Here is a 24348-nt window from a genome sequence, read left to right as displayed (position 1 = left end):
TTAATCAGGGTGCATCTACTAATTTAGTCTCCGGTAGCACCGTACCTCTTTCGGGATAGTTTCGGAAATTTGCCAGAATTTGCTCATAAAGTGCGATCGACAAAAAAAACCCGGCCAAAATTGGTCGGGAGTTAATTATCAGGGTGCATCTACTAATCTACTCTCCGGTAACACCACACCTTTTTCCGGAGAATTTGGGAAATTTGCCAGAATTTACGGCTGTGCGTGCGATCGCTCAAAAAAAACCCGGCCAAAATTGGTCGGGAGTTAATTATCAGGGTGCATCTACTAATCTACTTTCCTGGGAATTCAGTAGCAATCGGGACAGTTGTATCAAAATTTTCAACAGATCGCTTGATGATACCCAAAATCTGAATTTCGCAGTCGGGAGGGGCGATCGTATTTCGGATGGAGCGATCGAGCTAGCGTCAGCCCCAGAATAGAGTTTGGGGCTGGGTATTACCGCCGTTTGTTTTGATTTGTCGGCGGTTTGACAGGCTCTTGTCTGTTTAAGTAGTATAAAAGTGCGATCGTTCCCCCTATCAAGATACCTACTACTACCAAACCAACAGCTATAACTTTTGCTCCTCCAGAAAAAAACACGTAAATAAACCCCAGATAAGGAACCCCTAACAAAATAGCAGTAGCTATCGTTTTTAAAGAAGTTAATTTAATCTCTATTTCCAGATGCTTGTAAGGTTTTCCTTGAAATTTGTAGTAGGTTCTAGATGAACCTAAACGCTGTGGACGAGTTATCAATGGTTTTGGACTAGGCATACCGTACTATTGGGGATATGTTCGTTAATAGTTATTTGTTCTGAAGTTTCCTATTTAATCCGGATTGAATCAGGGAAGGATGTAGATTGGAAGTTTGCGGTATATAAAAAAAGGCAAATTGCACTGCTACATCGGGTGCATCTCAATGCAAGCGAAGATATCCGTAGGGGCGAAGCATGACCGCAGTCAATATGAGATGATAACTAATAACTTATATGCGGTCATGCTTCGCCCTCTTCCAAAACCAGATGCACTGCCACATCTCGCATAACGCATCTATTCTCTTCGCAGAACCACATCTATTTTCCTGAAACCCTTACCAAAATCATGTATTAATTAATTATCTCTAGTTGCAATACATTTGATTTTGATTGGAAGAGAATTATGAGTGAGTTCGATATTACAAGTTTTGATTTTGCAGACTTTGGCTGTTCTAACGGTAGCTCAATTCAATTTGGAATCAACATACTCAAAGGGCGTAAGGGATTTGGCATCGATCTCGATCCGAAGAAGGTAGCATCAGCCAAAGCTGCTGGATATGATGCCATCAAAGGAGATTTTTGCAATCTCGATCTCCCTGATGGTTGCGTGGATTTTACAATTCTCAACCATACTTTGGAGCATTTACCTAAATTAGATTATGCCAAAGAAGCCATAAAAAATGCTATCCGAATTTCTAGAAAATTCGTTTTTATTAAAGGGCCTTTTTTTGATGCCGATGACTACTTAAAATCTTTAGGACTAAAATTTTATTGGTCTGACTGGACAGGTCATACTTTACATCTCCAAGCCCAACAGGTAAAGAACATTCTTGAAGAACTCAATGTTCCCAACTATGAAATTTATGGGAGAGTCTTGGTCAACTCTTCTCAAGATACAACTATTCACCCGTTATCGTCACTCAAAAACCAACAGCATTGGGAACAAGAAAAACATGAAGTAAAACCAATAGTGGAATTCAACCAACCAGTTTATCGAGAAGTTGTTGGCATTATTTGGTTGTCTAATAATGTAAGTGTATCCGATGTTCGCAATCTCCCATACAAACATTTGATTTATCAAAAAGGTCTCACTTTTTCTTGAGCGACTGAGCAAAGGTACGTAGTTGCGCTTCAGCGCTCTTAGCTAATATCAGGAAAGAGCGCTGAAGCGCAACTACGTACCTAATTTGTCAAATGCTGTAAACTATCAACAGTCAACAGTCAACCGTCAACTGTCAACTGTCAAAAGATATAATTCAGACTTTTGACAAAATCCACATTCCATGACAATTTCCATCAGCGCCAGGGATACTGTTACGAATATCTGTTTTAGCTAGCTGAGTTAAATGTGGCAATAAAGCCCGGATTTCTTCATCAGACAAGTGTTCAAGTTTTTGGCGCAGTTTAATACCAGCATCGTTCCAGTAACACCCACGTAAAATTGTAATATCTGGGAAAATTTCCTGGATGCTATCAGCATTGTAGCCGACGCGATAATGCTGGTGATTTTTCCAGACACTTTCTCTCATTTTTTTATTGAGGTTAGTTTCATGACTGGCAAATGGAACAAGTGCAAATACATACTTCCGTGATGCTGCACGCATATTAATCGCTGCTTTTTTGTCAGCCTCGATATGTTCTAGGACTTCAATCGAGGCTACTAGATCGTAGGATTCTGATGAGGGAGTCAAAGTATCGTAAGTGTCACATTTGACATTTTCAATCACCCATTCGGTGGCCATCCGCATCCCTAATCGCTGTTGAATATTGGCTTTAGTATCAATATCCGTGAGGTAAAACTCAATTGCAGGAAATTCTAGAGCGAGAGCTACCTCCGTTAATCCAGCTCCACAGCCAACGCTGAGAAAGGATTTGATTTCTGCCGTTTTTAAGGCTTCGATTAATCCTTCACGCATCTGAAGATAGCGTAGGTAAGCCCATCGCTTTCTGGTCATTAGTTGGAGCTGAACTTTATTGAGATATCGTCTTTGAAGAACAGGGTCTAACATAATACTTACTTGAAACTCCTAAAAATATCTATCTATGAAGCAAGTTGAAGTAGCTCATTGCAGAAAAGATTGTAAATGCTAAAAGCAGCACGTTTTGGTGAATATCTAGCCGCTGTTTCAATAGCATTTAACTTGAGTTGCAATAAGACATTGCGATCGGCTTGAATGAGCTTACCAATTCCCTTGACACAATCCTCAATCGATGTGGTGTCAACGACTACGGAGTTAAAGTCAGCGATCGCAAATTCATCTGTTCCTCCTTTATCGGGGACAACTGGAATGCAGCCAGAAGCCATTGCTTCTATAGCTGTACGGCCAAAAGCCTGGAAATCAGAAAGATCTAGAAATATATCTGAGTTTCGCAGCAGGGCCGCGACTTCGGAGCGACTCAGATGAGGAAAAATCGTAGTATTTTCTGGAATCGGTATCCCAGCAGATTCAATCAGACTCCGGTCAGAGCCAAAGATAGTAAAATGTACTTGATTTGGAAACAAATCTGATAAAATTTTAGCGACAGCTAATGTACGACGGGGAGCGCGTCTGGCCGTGGTGAATCTTACCATCATAGAAATCTCTATACGAGAGTTTTCACTCTTCAGATCGGGGGAGTAAACTTGATGGTCGATGCTGGCTTCTACTTTGTGGACTTTAACAGCATGATTGCGATTAACAATCTCGCACAACCACTGAGTTTTAGCAAACTGGATAGCATGGGGAATCAGTCCATAGGATTGTCGCGCTTCTTCCCATTCTGGAGTATCTATGTAAGAAAATAATGGTTCGTAATCTTGTATGTAGTAAGCTGGCAATATCTGGGGATTTTCTCTAACTAACGCTTCCAGGATTTTTACTGAACTGTAAGTAGTAGCACAGACTACAGAGAAATCTTGAGCTAATTTTTTGAACTCAGTTAAAGTTTGATAAGAAGCTGCAATTTCACCAATTTCGGGAATTTCTTTGTAACCATTTAAAAAGTCAGTAAAGTTAGACTGATTGACGGCTATTTTGATAGGAATCCCAGAGCGATAAAGTGCTAAGGATTCTTGCACTACTGAATGAGCGCCTCCTCCACCGCCTTTGACGGGGAGAATAAACAAAATTTTGGGAAATTCATGATTGACATTTAACTTGACAGCAGATCGCTCGTAGGAAACTGTTTTGTCTTGTGGATCGGGCTGACCGTTTTGGGCTAAGGCTTGCCTTAATTTGTAATAGGCTGGCGAAAAGTTTGGGTCAAGCTCGAATGCTTGACTGTAACAGCTAATTGCCTCTTCCCACTGCTGTCTTTGGCTGAGAAGTTCTCCTAAATTGTAGTAAAATTTGGCCGAAGAATCGGGTTTCAGTTCAATAGCTTTACGGTAACTGGCGATCGCCTCATCTATCTGTCCAAGTTGTTGCAAAGCTTCGCCCAAACGATAGCAAGCAGTGGGGAGGTTGGGTTTGAGTTCGATCGCCTGACGGTAAGAGGCGATCGCTTCAGACCACTGCTTCATTTGACCTAGAGCATTTCCTAGGTTGTGGTAAGCTTTAGAAAACTTCGGTTGCAGCTCTATAGCTTTACGGTAACAAGGGATAGCCTCGGAATGTCTCCCTTGTTGCTGCAAAAGCTCTCCTAAGCTGAATTGCAACTCAGGAATATTTGGGTTAAGTTCGATCGCCTGACGGTAAGAGGCGATCGCTTCAGACCATTGCTTCAGTTGACCCAGAGCATTTCCTAAGTTATGGTAAGCTTTAAAAAACTTCGGTTGCAGCTCAATAGCTTGACGGTAACAGGCGATCGCTTCCTGATATTTCCCTTGTTGCCGCCAAAATTCCCCTAAACTGTGGTGAAAGTCAGGGTTATTTGGGTTGAGTTCAATAGCTTGACGGTAAGCGACAATCGCTTCTTCCATTTCTCCAAGTTGTTGCAAAGCTTCCCCTAAACGGTAGTAAGCTGTGGGGAGGTTGGGTTTGAGTTCGATCGCCTGACGGTAAGAGGCGATCGCTTCAGACCACTGCTTCATTTGGCTCAGGGCATTTCCTAGGTTGTGGTAAGCTTTAGAAAACTTCGGTTGCAGCTCTATAGCTTTACGGTAGCTGGCGATCGCTTCAGAATGTCGCCCCAGCCGTTGCAAAACCTCTCCTAAACTGCGGTGAAACTCAGAGTTATTTGGGTTGGCTTGAATAGCTTGAGCGTAAATAGCGATCGCTTCTTCTAATTTCCCTTCCCGTTCAAGTTTTTGGCCAGTTTGGAAATGATTTTCTGCCTTTTCTAGATCGACTTTTTCTGACATATAAACCCTATTTTCAGTTGATAGTTGACAGTTGATAGTTGACAGTTGACAGTTGACAGTTGTTATGTGTTATTTTTTAATATTTCCCAATAATCAGTAACTAATGACTAATCACTGCTGACTAATGACAGGTGCATCTGGTTTTTGAAGAGGGCGAAGCATGACCGCATATAAATTATTAGTTATAACCTCCTATTTTCTGCGGTCATGCTTCGCCCCTACGGATATATTCGCTTGCATTGAGATGCACCCCTAATGACTGCTAACTAATGACTAATATCATTTCCGGCTGCATCGGAATAGAGAGCATCCCGTTTTTGTAGGGGCGAAGCATTCGCGCTAAAAATCTCTCATATAGTCGATAGGATACAGGCGCGAATGCTTCGCCCTTGCGGATATGTTTGCACAATCGGGATGCTCCCTCGGAATAATATATTTGGATGATAAGCTATCGCACATTTAAATTGTATATTCAGGGCGGGCGGGACACCCCACAAGAGTCTGATTTTTTTTGATATCCAATTTAAATGCAGAACAGTTTATCAGTGCGATCTATGCCGCGATCTATGCCGCGAGCGAGACGCTCGCACTCTCATAATACCGATGCTGCCGGATTTGATATGATATGTTCGCGGAGCTTGAGGCGTAAACGATCGAGAGTTTGATTGTTCTTGATTTCCTCAGTCAAAGCTTTGACATTAATATCGGGATGCTTCTGTTTAAACGCTGTAGAACCTTGTTTAGAAAGCTCTTGACGGCGTTCGTGTCCAAAACTTTTAGACTTAGAGTGATAGACATAGGCATTGTCAGCGATCGCTAGTTTAAACCCAGCTTTCTTAGCTCGAATTGAAAAATCATTCTCTTCCCCATACCCGTAGGGAAAACTCTCTTCATCCAGCCACCCAATTGCCTCAAGCACTGCTCTCTTAATCATGTAGCAGAAGCCATTAACAAAATTCACATTAGGAAATGCCTTTTCCGAAACATTTTCTACTAATTCACTAAAAGTCTCCAGTGAAAATCCATCAGGAACGCTGTTAATCATCCAGCCCCCCTTATTGTCAAATATTTCAGGAATCGATTGCCAAGATGCACAATTTGACAGAGGCCCGACTATGCCAATATCTTTTCGTGAATTAGCACAGTCAACTAATTTTTCTATCCAGCCAGGAGTGACAATTGTGTCGCTATTCAACAAAATTATATAGTCACCCGTACTGGCCCGCATACCGATATTAGCTGCTTTGGTATAACCGCGAGCCGTCTCATTTCTCAAAACAATTGCTTGCGAAACATCTTTAACCCACGCCTGAATAAAATCTCTGGTTTCTGGTTGAGAGCCATCATCTACGATGAGCAAGCGATAGTCAACCTTGGTGTGTCGGACAATAGAGGTTAAACACTCTTTCACATCCTCTAAAGCATTATGAACGCAGACAACAATATCAACTTGATATCGTATAGATTTTGAGATCGGCGAGAATTGAACTGGTAACAGCATTTTTGAGGAGTTGACATAATTTGCCCTCTGCTTGCTATAAAAGTCGATCGTCTCGGCTTGCGACTCTATTGCCGCATCCTCAAATCCATCCTTGATATTTATCAAGGCTTTGGATAACTGCAAAGAAAGTTCAAAGTCACCAGGCTTGAACTGTAGCCCCATCTGATAAAATACGATCGCTCCATCTCTATTGTCCTGTCTTGCGAGAGCATTACCCAAACCTAAATAGAGTTTCGGGTCTTTTGGATTAACTTCCAAAGCCTTGTGATAGACTTTGATATTATCTGGATTTTCCTCAATAGCTTGACTGTAACAACTAATAGCTTCTTTGGCTGACAGCGGACTGTGATTTTTCAGCGCATCTGCTAACTTTTCTTGCACGCAAGGCAGATCCGATTTTAAATTAATTGCACACCGATAAGTGGCGATCGCCTCTTCCCACCTCTCCAACTGCACTAAAGCATCCGCCAAGTTATAGTGAGACCAATGGAAGCCTGGATTTAGCCCGATCGCACTTTTATACGCTTGGGCTGCCTCTTCCCACATCTCCTGCTTAATCAGCACATCCCCTAAATTATTGTGCGACCAAGAAAAATCGGGGTTAAAGGCGATCGCCCGACGATACGCAGCAACAGCCTCATCTAATCTTCCTTGTACTTGCAAAACATCCCCCAAATTGTGGTGGACTTCCCACAGAGAAGGCTGAATTTCGATAGCTTTTTGATAAATTATGACAGCTTCATCTAACTCGCTCTTTTTAACAAGAGCATCTCCCAAACTCTGGTAAATTTCCGCTGAATCAGATGTCAAATCTAAGGCTTGACGGTAGGACGAAATAGCCTTATCCCACTCTCCTTTTTTGGCAAAAACTTTTCCTAAACTGTAGTGAGGTTTAGCATGGCTAAAGCTAGCATTGACTATGCTATAGGAATCGCGCACTTTCTTCCTATCTTGTTCGTCACCTTCTAAGTAGATTCTTTTTAAAACCAAAGATTGCGGATTCAACAAATTGTCAATTGGTTGGCGCGCGAGGAATGAATCGGAATTGTTATTAAGAGGAAATTCTATGATATTATTGGTTTCGCTGTTCATATCCTATACCTGCTAAAAATTGATACAGTCAAATCCTTGTGATTTATTATTCTGTTTCCTGAATCAGTATCCGGAAAATAGATAACTAATTATTTGCCAGTTCTATCGCGCGGTTGTAAGCGTGAATCGCTCCATCAATTTCGCCTTTTTCTTGCAAAGCATCACCTAATTTTTGGTGAAGTTCCCAGATATCAGGTTTCAATTCAATGGTTTTTTCATAACACCCGATCGCCTCATCCAACTGACCGCGACTATCTAAAACTTCCCCCAAACTTTGATATGCTTGAGCAAAGTGGGGATTTAATTCGATCGCCGTCCGATAACAGGCGATCGCGTCTTCCCGCCGATCGAGACTAGCCCAAACTTTCCCCAAACTGTAATGAGACCCCTCATAATATGGGTTCAGTTCGATCGCTTGCTGGTAAACTGCGATCGCATCTTCCCACTCACCCCGAACGCTCAAAACTTCCCCTAAATTGTGATAAGCATCCGCATAACTCGGCTGCAACTGAATTGCCCGCCGGTAACAGGAAATTGCCTTCTCCAACTGACCGAACTGTAGCAAAGTATTGCCCAGAGTAAAGTGTTCCTCAGCAGTTGCCCACTTGATATCTAAAGTGAGAGCTTCATACCAGTATTCTGCCCCTACTTGTGGAAAGCCAGACTGCACAAAAACTTGAGCTAAATTCCGGTAAGCCACTACGAGATCTGGTTTAATTTCAATTGCTTTTTTATAACAAATAATTGACTTTTGCCACAGTTTTTGACGAGCGTAGATGCTGCCTAAATTTGCATGAATTTCAGCAAAATTGGGTTCAATTTCCAAGGCTTCAGTGTACCAATACCTAGCAGCATCAACTTTTCCCATTGCTTGAGTAGCATTCCCCGCAATCTTGTAAGCAATTGCCGCCTCAGGTGTGATTTCAATGGCTCGCTTGCACTCAGTTATCGCCTCATCAAATTTACCCTGGGCGTAATAAGATTCTGCCTGTTTGATGTATGCTTCTGCACTGAGAGAATTGGCAACTGCCACAGGTTTGTCTGAGTCGATCGCCTTTGCAGACAATCTGAGAGTTTCCGCAGACTTTGCAGGATTATTTATCTGTACCGAAGAAACAATGGTATCCCCAGTTTCCACCGCAGTTTGGCGACTGTTTTGATAGGCGCTTACCCGTGTCGTGGCGGGAACAGAATCCACTGCTTTACTAGATAGTGAATAGTTGCCGTTAAGTGCCACCGCTTTTTGCAAGCAGACAGCAGCTTCATCCAACCTGCCTTCTTTTGTCAGCGCTTTCGCCAGATTTTGGTAAACACCATTCAAGTTCGGATTTAACTCGATCGCGCGCTGGTAACAGGCGATCGCCTGAGAGATTTTGCCTTGCCGAAACAAAATATTTCCCAGTTTAAAGTGGTGATTGGGCGATACCTTTTCCGGTTCCAGAGAAAACGCTTCGTACCAGCACTCATTCGCCTCTTCCAGCTTGCCATCCTGCGTCCACACCCTAGCCAAATTCCGGTAAGCTGCTGCTAAATTCGGCTGGAGGGCGATCGCCTTTTGGTAACAAGCAATTGCCTGCTGTCGCTGTTGTTTCATGGCATACAAACTGCCGAGATTTACGTGGGCTTGCACGTCGCTAGAATTAATTTTGACAACTGTTTGATAGCACTCGATCGCCCCTACTAAATTCCCCCGCCCTTGCAAAATACTGCCCCACAGTTTGTAAGCAGCCACCGCATCGGGTTGAATCTCAATGGCTTGCTTGCACTCAGCAATAGCCAGATCGAATTGTTTTTGAGCGCAATAGGATTCTGCCCGCTGAATGCAGTTATCAGCCGTATCCTGTTTCCGAAAATCTGTCGCAAAACCGCTGTCAACAACAGTCACCTGGGGCGAAACATCAGCCGAGTTGGGAACAGCGGGTGCAGAATTTGCCGAATTGGCGATCGTATTTAACAGTTCCGGTACAGCAGGAATTGTTTGCTGTTGCTGCAACTGTACGCGAGGCTTTTCAGCAGAACTTGTCGAATCTAGTTGCAATAAATTAGCTGGAATATTTGCCTGCAAAGTAGATGTTTGGAGATTCTGAGGTAACTCAGCTTTTGGGTTAGTACCCACGACTACTGTATTCAACAAATCCTCAGAAAGATTAGCGCGATCTTCACTACTTTTTCGATAGTTAGCAACTTCTTCCTGCAACTTTCTTTGAGCTTTGAGAGCATTGCCTAACTGTTGGTAAGCCTGGTTAAAATTGGGGTTTAGCTCGATCGCGTGGCAGTAACAGCGTATTGCCTGCGTTACCTGATTCTGCCTCAAAAAGTTATCGCCCAATTGGATGTGTTCTTCAGGCGTGGCTTTGGCAGGTTCCAGAGAATACGCTTTAAACCAGCACCCGTCAGCCTCCGATAGCTGCCCCATTTGCGCCCACACCCGAGCTAAATTGCGGTAAGTTGATGCTAAATTCGGCTGAAGGGCGATCGCCTTTTGGTAAAATGCGATCGCCGATTGCCACTGCTGTTCCTGAGCATAAATCGTCCCTAAATTAGTATAAGCTTCAGCAAAATCAGGATCGAGTTCAATAGCCTTAGCGTAGCAGTTTTTCGCTTCCTCTACCTTACCTTGAGCTTGCCTAGCATTACCCCAAATTTTATAAACCCTCGCATCTGGTTTAACTTGGATAACTCGCTGGCAAGCTGTCGCAGCCTGCTCAAATTTTCTGAGAGCATAAAACGATTCTGCACCTTGAATGTAGACTTCAATATCGTCAGGATTGAAACCTAAAATTTCTGGGATGTCATTCTGATGGGTTGGCATATTTGTCATCGGTAGGGAGGTTGACTTTTGGTGACAAGCTAAAGCCATTTCCCAATTTTTTTCTGCGCCATACAGAGCGGCAAGGTCAGTATAAACTTCCGCAAAATTGGGCTGAAATTCCAGAGCTTTTGTGTACCAATGCTTTGCCTTAGCTGAATTTCCTTGTGCCGCACTAATTTTGCCCAAAGTCTTGTAAGCTGGCGCAAAATTAGGTTGTTGTTTCAGGGCTTGCTCGCAAGCCGCTATAGCATCAGCTAACTTGCCTTGTTTTAAATAAAACTCTGCCCGCTTTTGGAAATAATCGCCTGATTCTTGGTTCATGATTTTGATGGTTCTTTTAGGGTTTTCTCGCGATATTAAATTTAGTGGTTTTTTTGAGGGAATGACATTGACATTGCCCAGCATTATTTTGAGATCCTTCAAATTCACCAAAATATCTTCAGTTAATGGATTTTGATACATTAACTGTCGGATTGGATAGCACTCAAAGTTCTCTCCTGTTACGTAATAATGTTCGAGATTTAGCTGCTGACCGATCGCCCAATAGTAATGCCTGATATAATTCCCAGAGGTCAGCTCAATTACCTTTGTTCCGGGAGAACAGAAGATAATATTTGTTAAACCGCTGCCGTGCGGCGCGACAATTACTTTGGCACTAGCAAATAAAGCTATTTGCTCGTTCAAAGTCATAGATTCTAGTAGCACTGGAACAAAGCCAAATCCGCTTAAAAAATCGATGACTTGTTCTTCATTGATAACTCGTCGGTAGCTACATTTGTTGCGGCTGATATAAATGCGTTCTGGCTGAGTATTTTTGCTCTCCCCAGCGCAACTTTCTGGGAGTTTAGGAGATTGTTCTCCTGCAAAAACTCGCCTCAAAAACTCCAGCCCCTGGGGTGACAGCCAGCCCAAATATCCTGAAAAAGAGGGAACAATTAAATGTTTGGCTTGAATGTAAGGATGGCGATCGCTCTCAATAATCTTATATTCAGGAATTCCCAATGCTTTCAGGGTTTCTCGCTGAAAAGGCTGCTGGCAGCTATTCACCAAAAACCAATCTATCTCTTCCAGATTTATACCCCAACGATGCAGAATTTCGATGCGGGGCAAGATATCTACCATCCAGTGAAAATAGACATTTCCCGAAAGTCCGGCCAATACCGCCACCGTACCGTCTATCTTTTCTAAAGGCGGCAATTCTTCCGGTTTTAACTTCAAAAACCTGTGCTGAGTAGAATGTTGATTGTCGCATCCGGGTAACTCGCCCGGATATTCGCGGGAAAGTTCGGGTAACAGCCGATCTTGTTCATCTATAATCGCAATAGCATTGCAAATCATCCAAGAATTTTTCTGCGGTACAATCCAAGCCCGCCCGTTGGGGAGGGAAGTTACAAAGGTTTCCGGCGAATCAAACGCTGTTTTTGCCTGGCCGTCGCAAGAATATACGCCATCACCTAAATGCACGGGTTCAAACTGTTTGAAAATCCGCCTGAGACACCGCTGACAATCTAAACCATGACATTCGGATTTCTGCTGTTGGTTCCAGTTAACAATGGAGGGTAAGGAACTCTCAAATTGGGAGTTTTCAATATCTCCCAAAATGGTAAGTCTGGGGTGTCCGAAGGATTGAGGTGCGACAGGGATTTTTGCAGGGGAATCATCTGGGCGATCGACCTTTAGATCTCGATCCCCCCTAGCCCCCCTTCTTAAGGGGGGAACCGGAAGCGCTTTCAAAGTCCCCCTTTTTAAGGGGGATTTAGGGGGATCTAGACTGGGGGAAAGGCGAGTCAGTTGCTGCAACTTCTGCTGTTGTTTCAATACAGCCTGCAACGGCTCGCAAATATCAGATCGATCGCCCGCAATTGCCAGCACTAGACGGTAAATTACAATCGCTGCCGAAAATCGTTGCTGCTGACTCAAGCAATCAGCCAGTCGCAAGTAAATATCCGCATTCTGAGGTTGAATTTGTAAAGCTTTTTGGTAATATTGTTCCGCTTGTTCGTGCCCGCCGTACTCAGCCAAGGCATTTCCCAGATGAAAGTAAGTTTCTGCTAAATTGAGGAGCAATGATGACAAATTCAGCGGATTTTGAGCAAGACTAGAAATGGCAGAATTAGAGCCGTTTTTTTCTTGAAGTTGCCTGAGAAATCGGACACAGGCTATTTGAGAGCGATCGAGTTCATTGAGATCTGCTACCTCCGTCAACCGCATCTCTACGTGGTGGCAAAAACCCTCAACAAACTCGCTTTGGAGAGCGATCGCATTTTGAAAACATAGCATTGCCTCAGCTAATTTGCCTTGTGCGATCAGGGAAATAGCCCGATCGCCCCAAGCCGCCACTCGATCGGGATTTTGGCTGATTACCCGATCGAAACATTCTCCGGCAAAAGTATGCAGCCCCAACTGTTGGAAGGCTTTTCCCAAATTGTAACGGGCAATAACTAACTCTGGCTGCAACTCGATCGCGCGGCGGTAAAGGGCGATCGCTTCCTGGGGTTTCCGCACTTCCAACAGCACAATACCTAAATTATGGTACAGAGCAGCATCATCGGGCGCAACAGCTATTCCCGTTTGAAAAACTGCCATTGCTTCATCAAATTTGCCTTCCTGCGCCAGAATGCAGCCCCAATTGCTGTATGCTTTGACAGCCCAGGGTAAAACTGCTCGATCGGAGCTTTGTTTCCAGCAGGATATCGCTTGCTGGTAACTGTCAATTGCTGCTGCTATTTTTCCTTGCTGTTGGAAAGCAGTGCCAGTCTTGTAAAGAGTTCTGACATCTAAATTGGTATTTTGTGCGATCGCTTCGGTGGCGATCGCAGTTAAATTACTGATTTTAAAATGTAAATTGTGGCCGCTAGTCATAACTGACATCACACTGATTAGGACTTACCAGAAAGAATTGGTTTAAAGCCGGAACCCCGATCGGGAGAAATTCAAATCAGACTATTCATTACTCCAATCCTCGGACTGACCGGAAGAGGCCGCTGTCAACTGTCAACTGTCAACTGTCAACTGTCAACTGTCAACTGAATGAAGCACGGATCGTCTTACTATGTTCTATTTGGGATTTTCGATGGGGGAGCGTTGATTGATATCGGTTTGGATACTCCCTAACCTACAGTTGTATGATTTTGAGACAATGGTATCTGAAACCAGGTATTTTCACTCAACTACTTCGTTGCCTACCTCGAATCAGTAAAGTATTCAGTTTTTTGGGCAGCAGTACGTAAGTTGTGACAGATCTGAGTAACAGTAACAAGGCTTGTTGTTAATCAGAATTTACGCTCTATTTTTCAGGCGATACACCGTACCTTCTCTATATATAATCCACATCAAAAAGATTGGCAAGAGTTAGTGCTATATATAATGAATTTTCTTGTTTGTTATCAGTTTAAAAAAAATCATAGCAAAAAATAAATACTTGCTTTCCCACAGGAGCGTCAGAGTTGAATCAAAAAAAATAGACTCTTGTTCTCCCACTAGATTTATATGTACAGGTAATTTAAAAATATAATAAAATCCCAACTCTCAATTCTCAAGTCTAATAAAATCTCAAATATCAAATCTAAGTAATTATCAGAAAGAAGTATTGACCAATCAATCCCCCGGGTGCATCTGGTTTTTGAAGAGGGCGAAGCATGACCGCATATAAGTTATTAGTTATAATCCCATATTGACTACGGTCATGCTTCGCCCCTACAAACATATTTCCCAAAGTGAGATGCACCCAATCCCCCAATCTAAGATCTCAAATCTCAAATCTATAGCGGTTCTAAAAAAAGTGAGGTATCTTAATGCCCAATGCCCAATGCCCAATGCCCAATGCCCAATGCCCAATGCCCTATCCGCATGAGTATCTAATCTTTTTGATAAAAGTTATATGTCAATGGTAGATATACCCTACATAGGGTTGAAATTTAGATAATTTCAAAGTTGTTTGACCCAAGATTCAGGTTAGAACCGACTTGGGCAACAATCGAAACTTGTCCGTTTTGATTGCGGTAGTACAGCAAACCGTCAGCCGGGTTGTAGACGACATTAGCCGCGCCCGGAGTCCCAGGAGTGTTGGGATTGAAATTGGGGTCTGTAATAAATTGGTTGCCAACTAGATTGCCCGGTATCAAAGCATTAAATACAGCTCCATCGAGTTGAATTTTATCTTCTGTAGGATTGAAATCTGTCAGCGTATCCATATTATCGGCACCGACAAACTCGAAGCGGAATGTATCTGCTCCTGCACCACCTGTGAGGGTATCATTTCCTCTGTTGCCAGAAATAATATCGTTGCCGGCACCGCCTTCTACGATGTCATTGCCTTTGCCGCCAAACAAAATATCGTTTCCTTCGCCGCCCCTAACGGTGTCATTTCCTAAATTGCCATTTACAAAGTCATCTCCAGGGCCTCCCTCAACCACATCATCGCCTTTACCGCCGAACAAAGTATCATTTCCTTCACCACCGATAAGGTAGTCATTGCCCTCACCGCCGAAAAGGTTGTCGTTCCCGTCACCGCCGAAAATGTTGTCGTTGCCGAGGTCGCCAAACAGGAAGTCATCGCCACTGCCACCGTCTATCAAATCATCACCTTTACCTCCAAAAACAGTATCATTGCCTTCTCCACTGCGGATGGTATCGGCTCCTTGATTGCCAAAAAGAACGTCTTCGCCAGCACCGCCCTCGATTAAATCATCGCCTTTACCGGCGAAGACAGTATCATTGCCGTCGCCACCTCTTACGGTGTCATTGCCGTCTAGAGCAAATATGATGTCATTGCCACCTAGAGCTGCTACTTCATCGTTACCAGAACCTAGAATGATTTGATCCGAACCGCTACTACCGTTAATCCTGTTTGGTATATCGGGCGAGCCTTGAATAATTAAACCGCCAATAGCGTTAGGTTGAACGCTTAGGGGTTGAGTTGGATTTGTTATTTGGGACATTGCCAGTCATCTCGCATAGGGGGGATATCTATCGGGAGTCTTCATATCTCTTGTGAATTTTACTGGCTAAAATCCTGATGTCCGGAATGGTTGTATATGAAATCACTCAAAAAAATCCAATGATTTATTGGATTTTTTTCTCTTGAAAAATACAGATGAAACCGGGAACTATTTAACTATCCATACGTCTTTCATTAAAAACTCAAAACTCTTTTCTATGAACTAGAGTTGCACTAGCTTGGTCTGTCGGAACTAGCAAGACTTCGCTAATATTGACGTGGGGCGATCGCGTCGTGCAGAAATACACGACATCCGCTACATCCTCAGCAGTCAAGGGTGTCAGTCCTTGATAGACATTTTTTGCCTTGTCTGAATCGCCGTGAAACCGGACATTGCTAAATTCTGTTTCCACCAAACCAGGTTCTATTTCCGTCACCCGCACTGGTGTTCCCAAAAGGTCTTGTTTCAATCCTTCAGAAATAGCTCTCACCGCTGCTTTGGAAGCGCAATAAACATTACCTTTCGGGTAAGCTTGACGGCCTGCTATTGAGCCGATATTGACTACGTGGCCGCGGCCTCGGCTGACCATTCCAGGCACGATGTAGCGAGTCATGTACAGCAAGCCTTTCACATTGGTATCAATCATTTCTTCCCAATCTTGAAAGTTGCCTTCGTGCAGTTTGTCTAAACCGCGGCTCAATCCCGCATTGTTAATCAGAATATCGATGTTTTTCCAGGCGTCGGGCAGTGCAGCGATCGCCGATTCGACTTGCGGGCGATCGCGCACGTCCAATTCTAGCAAGTAAATCTCGTTCGCTGAGGAGACTAATTTTGTGTCTGCAAGTTCTTTGGCAAGGCGATCGAGCTTTTCCCGGCGGCGGGCTGCTAAAATTAGTTTGGCTCCACCTGTGGCGAATATCTTGCCACAGGCTGCTCCGATACCGCTACTGGCACCGGTAATGAAAACAATTTGATTTTGGATAGAAATCATTTTTTGTCAGTTGACAGTTGACAGTTGACAGTTGACAGTTGACTGTTAGCAGTTGTCAGTTGATAGTTGACAGTTGTCAGTTGTCAGTTGACAGTTGACAGTTGTCAGTTGTCAGTTGATAGTTGACTGTTAGCAGTTGTTATTGGTTATTTGCGATCGATAAGCTTCCAGGTTCTGATTCCAATGCCCGATGCCCGATGCCCGATGCCCGATGCCCAATTCCCCATAACACCTATTTTATTATTTAACAACCCGCAATCGCACGCTAACCATTGCAATTCCGCCTTGTCGCATCAAAACTGCTGAAATCCAGCGATTTTCAGGAGTAGCCGGAGCTTTACCTACTTTAAAAATCCCGCCGGAATTCAGCAAATCCAGATCGACTTCTGCGGACTTGAAAAAAGTTTTTTCGTTAACGGGCTCCTCCAAAATAGTTCCGATTAAAATGTCATTGCCGATCGGCTCTAGTACAATGGCATCAAAATTGTACTCTTCGCCCACCTTGACTTGCTCCGGCACATTTACTTGAAGTTTGGGAGGATTTTTACCAGAAGTAATCTGATTTTGTTCTGCTAAAATTTCTTGCTTAACTATTTTTTCACCCTCAAAGCGCTGCTGAGAACGGATGGTAGCTTTGAGGTTTAATTCTCTGCCATCCTGTTTCTGGGTGCCTGCAATTGTAGTTACGGTATCAGCGATAATTGCGTTACCTTCGGTTTTCCAAGACTTCAGTTCGGTGCGATAATTCAAATTCGGATATCGCTGCCAGAGTTGGGTGAGGGCTTTTTCCATGCTTTGGCTGTTTAAGCCGTCAGAATGAGTGAAATTCTGGCTGTAAAATGCCATGACTGCTTTGACATCGCGCCGGTTGGCGGCTGCGTCTATTTCTGTTAGCAGTTTGGTGAGTGGGGCTGGAGCATTGGCAGGGGTTTGGGCGATCGCCTGGGGAGTTGCCGCGATCGCGCTTACCGCACTCGGGTGCAATACGCCAGCACCTACAACTGCTAAACATAACAACATTTGAGCGATCGACTGGCCGCCGAAGCAGCCAAACACGATCGCGCGTTGGCGCAGCCCGCCCCTACGGGGGCTACGCCAACGAAGAGGATCGGCTTTTTCGTGCCGACTGCTGGCAAAATACTGAGATACACTTGGCACTAAATTCAAAAAATTACGCATTAGATGATACTTTGGTTATTTGTCAGGGGTCGCGGCGCGGGCAACGGTTCGCCTGCAACGAAAAACTGACAACGGAAGGAGAGATACGGCACAATCTCATTTTAGATTGCTGATTGAAAATTAGCTGAAACTGCCGGAATAATAAGCATAATAATCTAAAACCTCTAATCTAAAATCGATCGACCTGTGGAACTTGTAAAAGAAACAAATACCTTGACAAAAACCCCCCTGCGGTTGTTGGTTGCAGCTAGCGGCACGGGAGGACATCTATTTCCGGCGATCGCCACAGCTCGTCAGTTGAGCGACTGTCAGATCGAATGGCTGGGAGTGCCAGACCGCATGGAGACGCAATTAGTTCCCTCCCTTTACCCCCTCCATACGATCGCCGTTGAAGGCTTTCAGCAGCGATTTGGACTCGGTACACTGCGAATTTTGGGCGGACTCCTCGGCTCGATCCTTCAGGTACGGAAGTTGCTCAAAGCGGGAAATTTTCAGGGAGTATTTACTACCGGCGGTTACATCGCAGCACCGGCTATTTTGGCGGCTCGCTCTTTGGGTTTGCCGGTGATTCTCCACGAATCTAATGCAATTCCTGGGAAGGTGACGCGGTGGTTTAGTCCTTTTTGTACTGCTGTGGCGATCGGATTTGAAGCAGCGGCAAAGCATTTACCCCGCGCGAAAACGGTGGTTGCGGGTACGCCAGTGCGATCGCAATTCCTAACTCGCGAACCTCTAAAGTTACCAATTCCTGACAGCGTACCTGTAATTTTAGTAATGGGTGGCTCCCAAGGTGCCGTCGCCGTCAATAAATTAGTGCGCGAATGTGCTCCGGCTTGGTTTGAGGCGGGTGCGTGGGTAGTTCACCTCACCGGAAATAATGACCCGGATGCTGAAAGCTTGAAGCACGAACAGTATCTGTCGATGCCATTTTATGATAATGTAGCGGGTTTGTTACAGCGAGCAGATATAGCAATTAGTCGATCGGGCGCCAGTGCTCTAACAGAATTAGCAGTAACAGGAATACCTTCTATTTTAATTCCTTTCCCCCACGCCGCAGACGACCACCAAAGATTTAACGCCGAAGTATTTGCCGCAGCAGGCGCCGCCGTGGTATTCCGTCAAAGCGAACTGACAGCAGAGGTATTGCAAAGCAAAGTCTTATATTTGTTAAAAGATTCCGAATATTTGGCAAAAATGTCTCAAGCTGCTCTTCAATTAGCGGTGACAGACAGTACGGAACGTTTGGCAAATTTAGTCAGAGAATTGTTGACTCGATACCGAAAATTTGACAGCGCTGCTAATTGAACGAGATATTTTTAATGAGGGTAAAGTGTAAAGTCTCTATCCAGCCAAATAATATAAAGCACAGCCCCATCTCGATAACCAACCATCGGAGCCATCCCGCAAAACCGAAAAGCAATAAAATTTACATCATCCTTAAGATGGCTAGGAATAGCCGCTCTAATAGAACTTTGGGCAATCTTCTCATAGCCAGATCCGTGACGGGGAGAAGCATTAATTTGACTCCAGGTAAGCTGACTTAACTTGTATAGCGTATCTGCAAAAGCTGCCTTTTCATCTTTTGTACATTGAGCAAGAGAGTAATCTTTATTCATGTACTGCAAAGAAAATACAGGCGACTGCTGCTCTGGCGGTAAATCAACAATTTCTCTAGATGAAATCCTTTTCCCTTTTTCTTGGCGTTGATTTGCCTTAAGATGCTTCTTCACAATTGAGTTGAGTCTTGAAGTATTTTTTCAGGGATTGATGAGTAATTTTTCCGCTATTTTGAGCAGCAAGTTTCCAGGGATATTCTTCGTGTGTCATGTTGCTTAACTTCCATGCAGCAAACTGCCCAAACACAGAGTAAACTTCATCAAGCAGGCTCTTAGTTTCTTCGTCGTAAATCGAAAAGTTTATATATTCTGGACATGGAATTGCACCAGTACCATACTTTTTATAGTGACGGTACAAATCAGGAACAACGGGCCCGTGAGTCCATGCTTCTATGGCTTCAGGAAATAGCGGTTCATCGTACAAAGCTAAATGAAAGCCTTGAGCATAGTAAACCAATTTCTGAAGCTTGAGATTAGATATCAGATCGCCAGCATCTTCACTTGCCTGAGCCAAAAAGTATTTGGCTGCATCATAACAACTCAGCATAACTTACTTGCTAGTCATTAAAGGGCTAAACTAGAACGAGATTTTTTTGACACTCCCGCGACTCAACCAGACTATATTTGTCTGGAGACGTTTTCACGGGGAATTGCGAGCCGTGGGAGTTTACTTACATTATACTATATTTTCTCAATCTATGCCATATTCAATTTAACAAAATTAACTACCGATTCTAAGCCTTCTTTTGTCTTCAGGTTAGTAAACACAAAAGGCTTCTCCCCGCGCATCTTTTTAGCATCCCGTTCCATCACGCCCAAATCTGCTCCCACAAAAGGCGCGAGATCTGTTTTATTAATTACCAATAAATCCGACTTAGTAATTCCCGGCCCGCCCTTGCGCGGAATTTTATCCCCCGCAGCCACATCAATCACGTAAATTGTCAAATCCACCAACTCCGGGCTAAAAGTTGCCGCCAAATTGTCGCCGCCGCTTTCGACAAACACTAAATCTAAATTAGTAAATTTGTATTCTAACTCTTCTATAGCTACCAAATTGATCGAAGCATCTTCGCGGATAGCAGTGTGGGGACAGCCTCCAGTTTCTACTCCCAAAATGCGATCGCTCTCCAAAGCTTGACTCCGAACCAAAAACTGTGCATCCTCCTGAGTATAGATATCATTAGTCACCACAGCAATCTGGTACTGTTGGCGCAGCGTCTTACACAAAGCATCCAGTAAAGCAGTTTTTCCCGAACCAACCGGGCCAGCAATTCCTACACGAAAAGCACTCATAGCAATTTTAGATTTTAGATTTTAGCAATCTTGGACGGCTTTTTAGGTACGTTGTTGCGCTTAAGCGCTCTTTCATCAGATATAAGAGAAGAGCGCTGAAGCGCAACTACGTACCTTGGATGAAAGCACTCTTTCATCAGATATAAGAGAAGAGCGCTGAAGCGCAACTACGTACCTTGGATGAAAGCGCTCTTTCATCAGATATAAGAGAAGAGCGCTGAAGCGCAACTACATACCTTGGATGAAAGCGCTCTTTCATCAGATATAAGAGAAGAGCGCTGAAGCGCAACTACATACCTTGTAATTTGAAATTTCAACTGCGAAACAAGCGAGTGTACTGAGTTTCATGCGCCATGCTAGCCAGTCCCAATCCCCAACTGCAACTACCGAGGTCATCATCTTCTAATTGTAAAACTTCTTGCGCCGTTAAACTAATTTGACACTGCAAATCTAATAGTAACTGTTGGCCCGCAGTTTGACCGAGAGGAATCAGTTTCACGCCCGCACTCGCTAAATTTGCAGCCCAACTGTACAAATATCCTACCACGGCCGCTTCCTCTTCAATCTGCCAGCAAGCCGCCGCTATCCCAAAGCCGATCGCAAAATTGCACTGATTGCCACCAACTTCCACCAAATCTTTTACAATAGTTGTCAATCCAGAAGGTACGGGCGATTCCCTGCGGGATAGCTTCGCTTCACGCAAATCCAGCAACAACCGCGTCAAAGTCCGCCCCATTTGCCAACTTTGCAAGCGCAACTCTTCAGTTTCCTTAGCAGCAGTCGCCCAAGCATTCCAATAACTCAAAGCCCTCAAATCCCCAATCTTCGCCGCCCTCAAAGCCCGTACCGCCACAGCCGCTTCTACTCGCACCGCCCCAAATTCCAGCGAATTTTCCAACCAATTCCTCAAACTGCTCTCGCTGTCGATCGCACCAGCTTCTACCAGACTCTCGATTCCCTCAGAATAACTATAAGCTCCCACAGGTGCAAAAGCTAACTGCAACAAACATAAAAGTTGATTGTTCACTGTTATTTGTTATTTGTTATTTGTTATTTGTTATTTGTTATTTGTTATTTGTTATATTTGTTATTTGTTATTTGTTATTTGTTATTTGTTATTTGTTATTTGTTATTTGTTATTTGTTATTTGTTATTTGTTATTTGTTATTTGTTATTTGTTGCTTGAAATGCCCCATGCCCCATGCCCCATGCCCCATGCCCAATTCCCCATGCCCCATTCCCCATTCCCCATTCCCCATTCCTAATGACTGTGCGCGTAAGCGCCGATTTCCGGCTGAAACGGCACAATTTCCTCTATTACTTCCAAACCCATTTTTTCCAGCATTCCCTGCAAAACAGAATCACGAGAAAGCCTTAAATAATTATCAGCAACTTCTAAAGCTACGTGGCGGTTTCCCAAATGATAAGCCGCCCGCATCAGCAGCAGCCCTGTCGAGGCCCTTGTGGTAAGTACCGGTTCGGGTTTTGCACTTACCAGTACCAAACAGCTACCGTCTTCGGACTGCAATAAATCTCGATCGCGCAACACCGTACCTCTAGGCAAAGCCAAGTGTAGCACTTCTCCAGCCTCCGTCTCGAATCGGTGGCGGCTGCGAGTGCGATCGTCCGCTGTCATCGGCAAACTAAAGCTGACAACAGCATCGGGATTTGCAGGTAAACGTTTTGTGAAAGTTAGCATTTCTCTATTCTATTCCTCAAAGGAATTGACTTCACATCTAGTTTTTGAGGAATATCTTTTTTATTTCCAATTGCGATCGCAAGTAGTCGCCCAAAATATCTCTTTCTAAACCGCTCCCATTCTTGCATACCAAATATTGGTTATTTTGTCAAGCACTTCTTTACAGACGATCGCCATTTTCTCAAAAATGATTGCATACCGTGCAGTAACTCAAACTATAGAACGGGAGAGGAAGAAAGACTAAAACCATCTATATTTATTGATTTCCCGCTTGTTGCAACCGCAGCAATTCGGCTTGAATTCGTTGTTTGACAGCCGGATCGCGTTGCTGGAGCAAAGTGAGCTGATTGAAGCGACTAACTGTCAAGCCATTGGTTTCGATAATTTTTTTAGCTTGTTGGCAATAATTCACTGCCACGCCGCGCATACCTCCAGATAGGCTGTTAATTCCCTGAGTTTCGTTGCAGACTATTCTGGGAACCGAGCCACCAGCCATTCCTTTAATTTCCTTCATAGCTTCCTCCCGTCTGGGTTCGATTCCCAAGACAGAGCGAGCGTAGCTAGTAATTTCGGCGTTGCTAATTTCTTGAGCTTGGGCCGCCGCTCCGAAAACAAGGCTTGGAGATTTTGCGTACAAGTCAGGGGCCCATCCGCTAGCCAAAGCTGCTGCGGAAATGATGCCTGCGAACAGCGATTGCCGCAGCATCCGGTTTAGGCGAAATTTAGAGGTGTTGAGTGAGGTGTTCATGGTCGTCGGTTATTGCTTGCGTGGAGATAAAAATGACACAGCGCACTGAGGCTCAATCTATGAGAATAATGTGGTGGCCAAAAAGTTCCTGTCCTTGAGTGACAATTTTTAATTCCAGCACTCTAGATTTGTTGGTTGCTAGGGCGATTCACGATCGGGATAGCTACGCTTCACGACTTTTTAGCAATTTCCATCCTTTGACCGATTGTAACATCTTTAATAAGTTAACCGATCGCCAAATTCACAGGGTATTTTTCATTACAGAGCGTTCCCCAATTGCCTCTACCAAATAATACTCACCGCTCAAATCTTAAATAATTCTAAAAGTCCTTGACAAACTCCTCACATTAATCAGTCAAATTCAGGTGCGATCGGCTTTCATTCAGTTGACAGTTGACAGTTGACCTGTGACAGCGACCTCTACCTCGAAGGAAGAGGATTGGAGTAATGAATAGTCTGATTTTAATTCCTCCCTACAAGGGTTCCGGCTTTAAACCAATTCTTTCTGGTAAGTCAGACAATTTGAGATTTGAGATTTGAGATTTGAGATTCGGGAATGACTGATCGGGGTTTGGCTCACTGGCCTACAATTGCATTCTTTTGAGGGTGTTAAATTTAGGATCGATCGCACTCATCAATTCTTTCAAGCATAGGACTAACGCCAAGGGACTAAAGAAACCAGTTTTTTCGCTATCTTAAGGATTTGAACCAAATATTTGGGCTGAAAACCCGGTTTCTGGCAAGGGCGAATGCGATCGCCAACTCAATCATTTATGTAATGTTAAGCAGAGGCGGATTTGTCGATCGAGAAAATCCCCTCTTGGGAGAGGCGCACTCAGTGAACCGGAACCCGAACCAACGTCGATTTTACCGAAAAGCGAGCGGAAAGCCCCCGACTTTAGGCGTGGGGATGAACGCGGTGGTGACTTTAGCCACCTTGAAGAAGTTGGTCGCTAAAAAGTTTTATCTAAAATATTTTATGATAAAGTAGAATCATGATAATTCGAGAAGCCAAGCTACTGAAAGGCACCAAGAAGTATGTCAATCTACAGATTAATCTGGGAGCTTAAACAGGAGCGTTGACCGAAAAGCCGGTCGTTAGGTCTAAAATTTTGGGTTCGATCCTCAGAAGTGTCGTTCGCAACTATCCGTTTTTGCGCGGACTAAATCATCCCGAATTTCAAATCTCAAACTTGTTCTGAGCGAAGCTGAAGAATCTCAAGTCTAAAATAGTATTAGCCCCCAGAGCAGCAGTGGAGTTGTGCTTGCCTATCTGGGGGCCATACCGATGTGCGCGGTGCTACTATTTACTGCTACACAAAACTTAGCTAAACTTTTTCAAGTCTCACTATTCAATCAAGATTGCTCTTGAAGGGTCTGCTTCCTGCTTCACCCAAGGGAGTCGGCTCGCAACTTGTCCACAGGCGTAAATTCGGA

General features: G+C 44.0%; 19 protein-coding genes. 5 read left to right on the top strand and 14 right to left on the bottom strand.

The window, feature by feature from the left end; genetic code table 11:
* Positions 1-194: 194 nt before the first annotated feature.
* Complete coding sequence (locus JGK16_RS26655) at positions 195-443, top strand: hypothetical protein (protein WP_293193220.1); 249 nt, start codon at positions 195-197, stop codon at positions 441-443.
* Positions 444-459: 16 nt separating this feature from the next.
* Here the strand turns inward: JGK16_RS26655 and JGK16_RS26650 are convergent, their stop codons facing one another.
* Positions 460-777, bottom strand: coding sequence for a hypothetical protein (locus tag JGK16_RS26650; RefSeq protein ID WP_293186604.1), 318 nt, complete (start codon positions 775-777; stop codon positions 460-462).
* 384 nt (positions 778-1161) lie between these two features.
* Between JGK16_RS26650 and JGK16_RS26645 the strand changes: the two genes are divergently transcribed.
* Positions 1162-1860 carry a methyltransferase domain-containing protein gene (locus JGK16_RS26645; RefSeq protein ID WP_293186605.1) on the top strand — a complete coding sequence of 233 codons (699 nt, stop codon included), beginning with the start codon at positions 1162-1164 and terminating at the stop codon, positions 1858-1860.
* Positions 1861-2014: 154 nt separating this feature from the next.
* Here JGK16_RS26645 and JGK16_RS26640 read toward each other — a convergent pair whose 3' ends face one another.
* The 7 genes from JGK16_RS26640 to JGK16_RS26610 form a co-directional block, all read right to left on the bottom strand.
* A complete protein-coding gene (locus JGK16_RS26640; protein WP_293193221.1) occupies positions 2015-2713 on the bottom strand; it encodes a class I SAM-dependent methyltransferase in 699 nt (232 codons plus the stop codon).
* An 86-nt stretch (positions 2714-2799) separates the two neighbouring features.
* Complete coding sequence (locus tag JGK16_RS26635; protein ID WP_293186608.1) at positions 2800-5040, bottom strand: tetratricopeptide repeat protein; 2241 nt, start codon at positions 5038-5040, stop codon at positions 2800-2802.
* A 592-nt stretch (positions 5041-5632) separates the two neighbouring features.
* Positions 5633-7633 carry a tetratricopeptide repeat protein gene (locus JGK16_RS26630; protein ID WP_293186610.1) on the bottom strand — a complete coding sequence of 667 codons (2001 nt, stop codon included), beginning with the start codon at positions 7631-7633 and terminating at the stop codon, positions 5633-5635.
* Between the two features lie 85 nt (positions 7634-7718).
* The gene (locus tag JGK16_RS26625) at positions 7719-13316 is read right to left on the bottom strand and encodes a tetratricopeptide repeat protein (RefSeq protein ID WP_293193222.1); all 5598 of its coding nucleotides are present in this window, start codon (positions 13314-13316) and stop codon (positions 7719-7721) included.
* Between the two features lie 1046 nt (positions 13317-14362).
* Entirely contained in the window at positions 14363-15385 is a 1023-nt protein-coding gene (locus JGK16_RS26620; RefSeq protein ID WP_293186613.1) for a calcium-binding protein, read from the bottom strand.
* Positions 15386-15587: 202 nt separating this feature from the next.
* Complete coding sequence (locus JGK16_RS26615) at positions 15588-16376, bottom strand: SDR family oxidoreductase (RefSeq protein WP_293186615.1); 789 nt, start codon at positions 16374-16376, stop codon at positions 15588-15590.
* 240 nt (positions 16377-16616) lie between these two features.
* Positions 16617-17555: a nuclear transport factor 2 family protein gene (locus tag JGK16_RS26610; RefSeq protein WP_293186617.1), complete on the bottom strand. Its 939-nt coding sequence runs from the start codon at positions 17553-17555 to the stop codon at positions 16617-16619.
* Between the two features lie 213 nt (positions 17556-17768).
* Between JGK16_RS26610 and murG the strand changes: the two genes are divergently transcribed.
* Positions 17769-18860, top strand: a complete 1092-nt coding sequence (gene murG / locus JGK16_RS26605; RefSeq protein WP_293193223.1) for an undecaprenyldiphospho-muramoylpentapeptide beta-N-acetylglucosaminyltransferase — start codon at positions 17769-17771, stop codon at positions 18858-18860.
* A gap of 11 nt (positions 18861-18871) precedes the next feature.
* Here murG and JGK16_RS26600 read toward each other — a convergent pair whose 3' ends face one another.
* The 6 genes from JGK16_RS26600 to JGK16_RS26575 all read right to left on the bottom strand — a co-directional run bounded on the left by JGK16_RS26600 (position 18872) and on the right by JGK16_RS26575 (position 22911).
* Positions 18872-19285: a hypothetical protein gene (locus tag JGK16_RS26600; protein ID WP_293186621.1), complete on the bottom strand. Its 414-nt coding sequence runs from the start codon at positions 19283-19285 to the stop codon at positions 18872-18874.
* Entirely contained in the window at positions 19269-19718 is a 450-nt protein-coding gene (locus tag JGK16_RS26595) for a type II toxin-antitoxin system antitoxin SocA domain-containing protein (protein WP_293186623.1), read from the bottom strand. Before JGK16_RS26595 ends, JGK16_RS26600 begins: the two co-directional genes overlap by 17 nt.
* Before the next feature lie 149 nt (positions 19719-19867).
* Positions 19868-20464, bottom strand: coding sequence for an urease accessory protein UreG (gene ureG, locus JGK16_RS26590; protein ID WP_293186625.1), 597 nt, complete (start codon positions 20462-20464; stop codon positions 19868-19870).
* Between the two features lie 313 nt (positions 20465-20777).
* Positions 20778-21491, bottom strand: a complete 714-nt coding sequence (locus tag JGK16_RS26585; protein ID WP_293186627.1) for an urease accessory UreF family protein — start codon at positions 21489-21491, stop codon at positions 20778-20780.
* Between the two features lie 234 nt (positions 21492-21725).
* Positions 21726-22163 carry an urease accessory protein UreE gene (gene ureE / locus JGK16_RS26580; protein WP_293193224.1) on the bottom strand — a complete coding sequence of 146 codons (438 nt, stop codon included), beginning with the start codon at positions 22161-22163 and terminating at the stop codon, positions 21726-21728.
* A 256-nt stretch (positions 22164-22419) separates the two neighbouring features.
* Positions 22420-22911, bottom strand: a complete 492-nt coding sequence (locus JGK16_RS26575) for a DUF4168 domain-containing protein (RefSeq protein ID WP_293186630.1) — start codon at positions 22909-22911, stop codon at positions 22420-22422.
* Between the two features lie 98 nt (positions 22912-23009).
* Here JGK16_RS26575 and JGK16_RS26570 point away from each other — a divergent pair, with 98 nt between their 5' ends.
* Both JGK16_RS26570 and JGK16_RS26565 read left to right on the top strand, forming a co-directional pair.
* Complete coding sequence (locus JGK16_RS26570) at positions 23010-23204, top strand: hypothetical protein (RefSeq protein ID WP_293186631.1); 195 nt, start codon at positions 23010-23012, stop codon at positions 23202-23204.
* Positions 23205-23614: 410 nt separating this feature from the next.
* Complete coding sequence (locus JGK16_RS26565) at positions 23615-23902, top strand: hypothetical protein (RefSeq protein WP_293186632.1); 288 nt, start codon at positions 23615-23617, stop codon at positions 23900-23902.
* Positions 23903-24348: the final 446 nt, after the last annotated feature.

Source organism: Microcoleus sp. PH2017_09_SFU_O_A, from assembly GCF_020738625.1.
Lineage (GTDB): Bacteria > Cyanobacteriota > Cyanobacteriia > Cyanobacteriales > Microcoleaceae > Microcoleus.
This window is presented reverse-complemented; position numbering and strand designations above follow the sequence as displayed.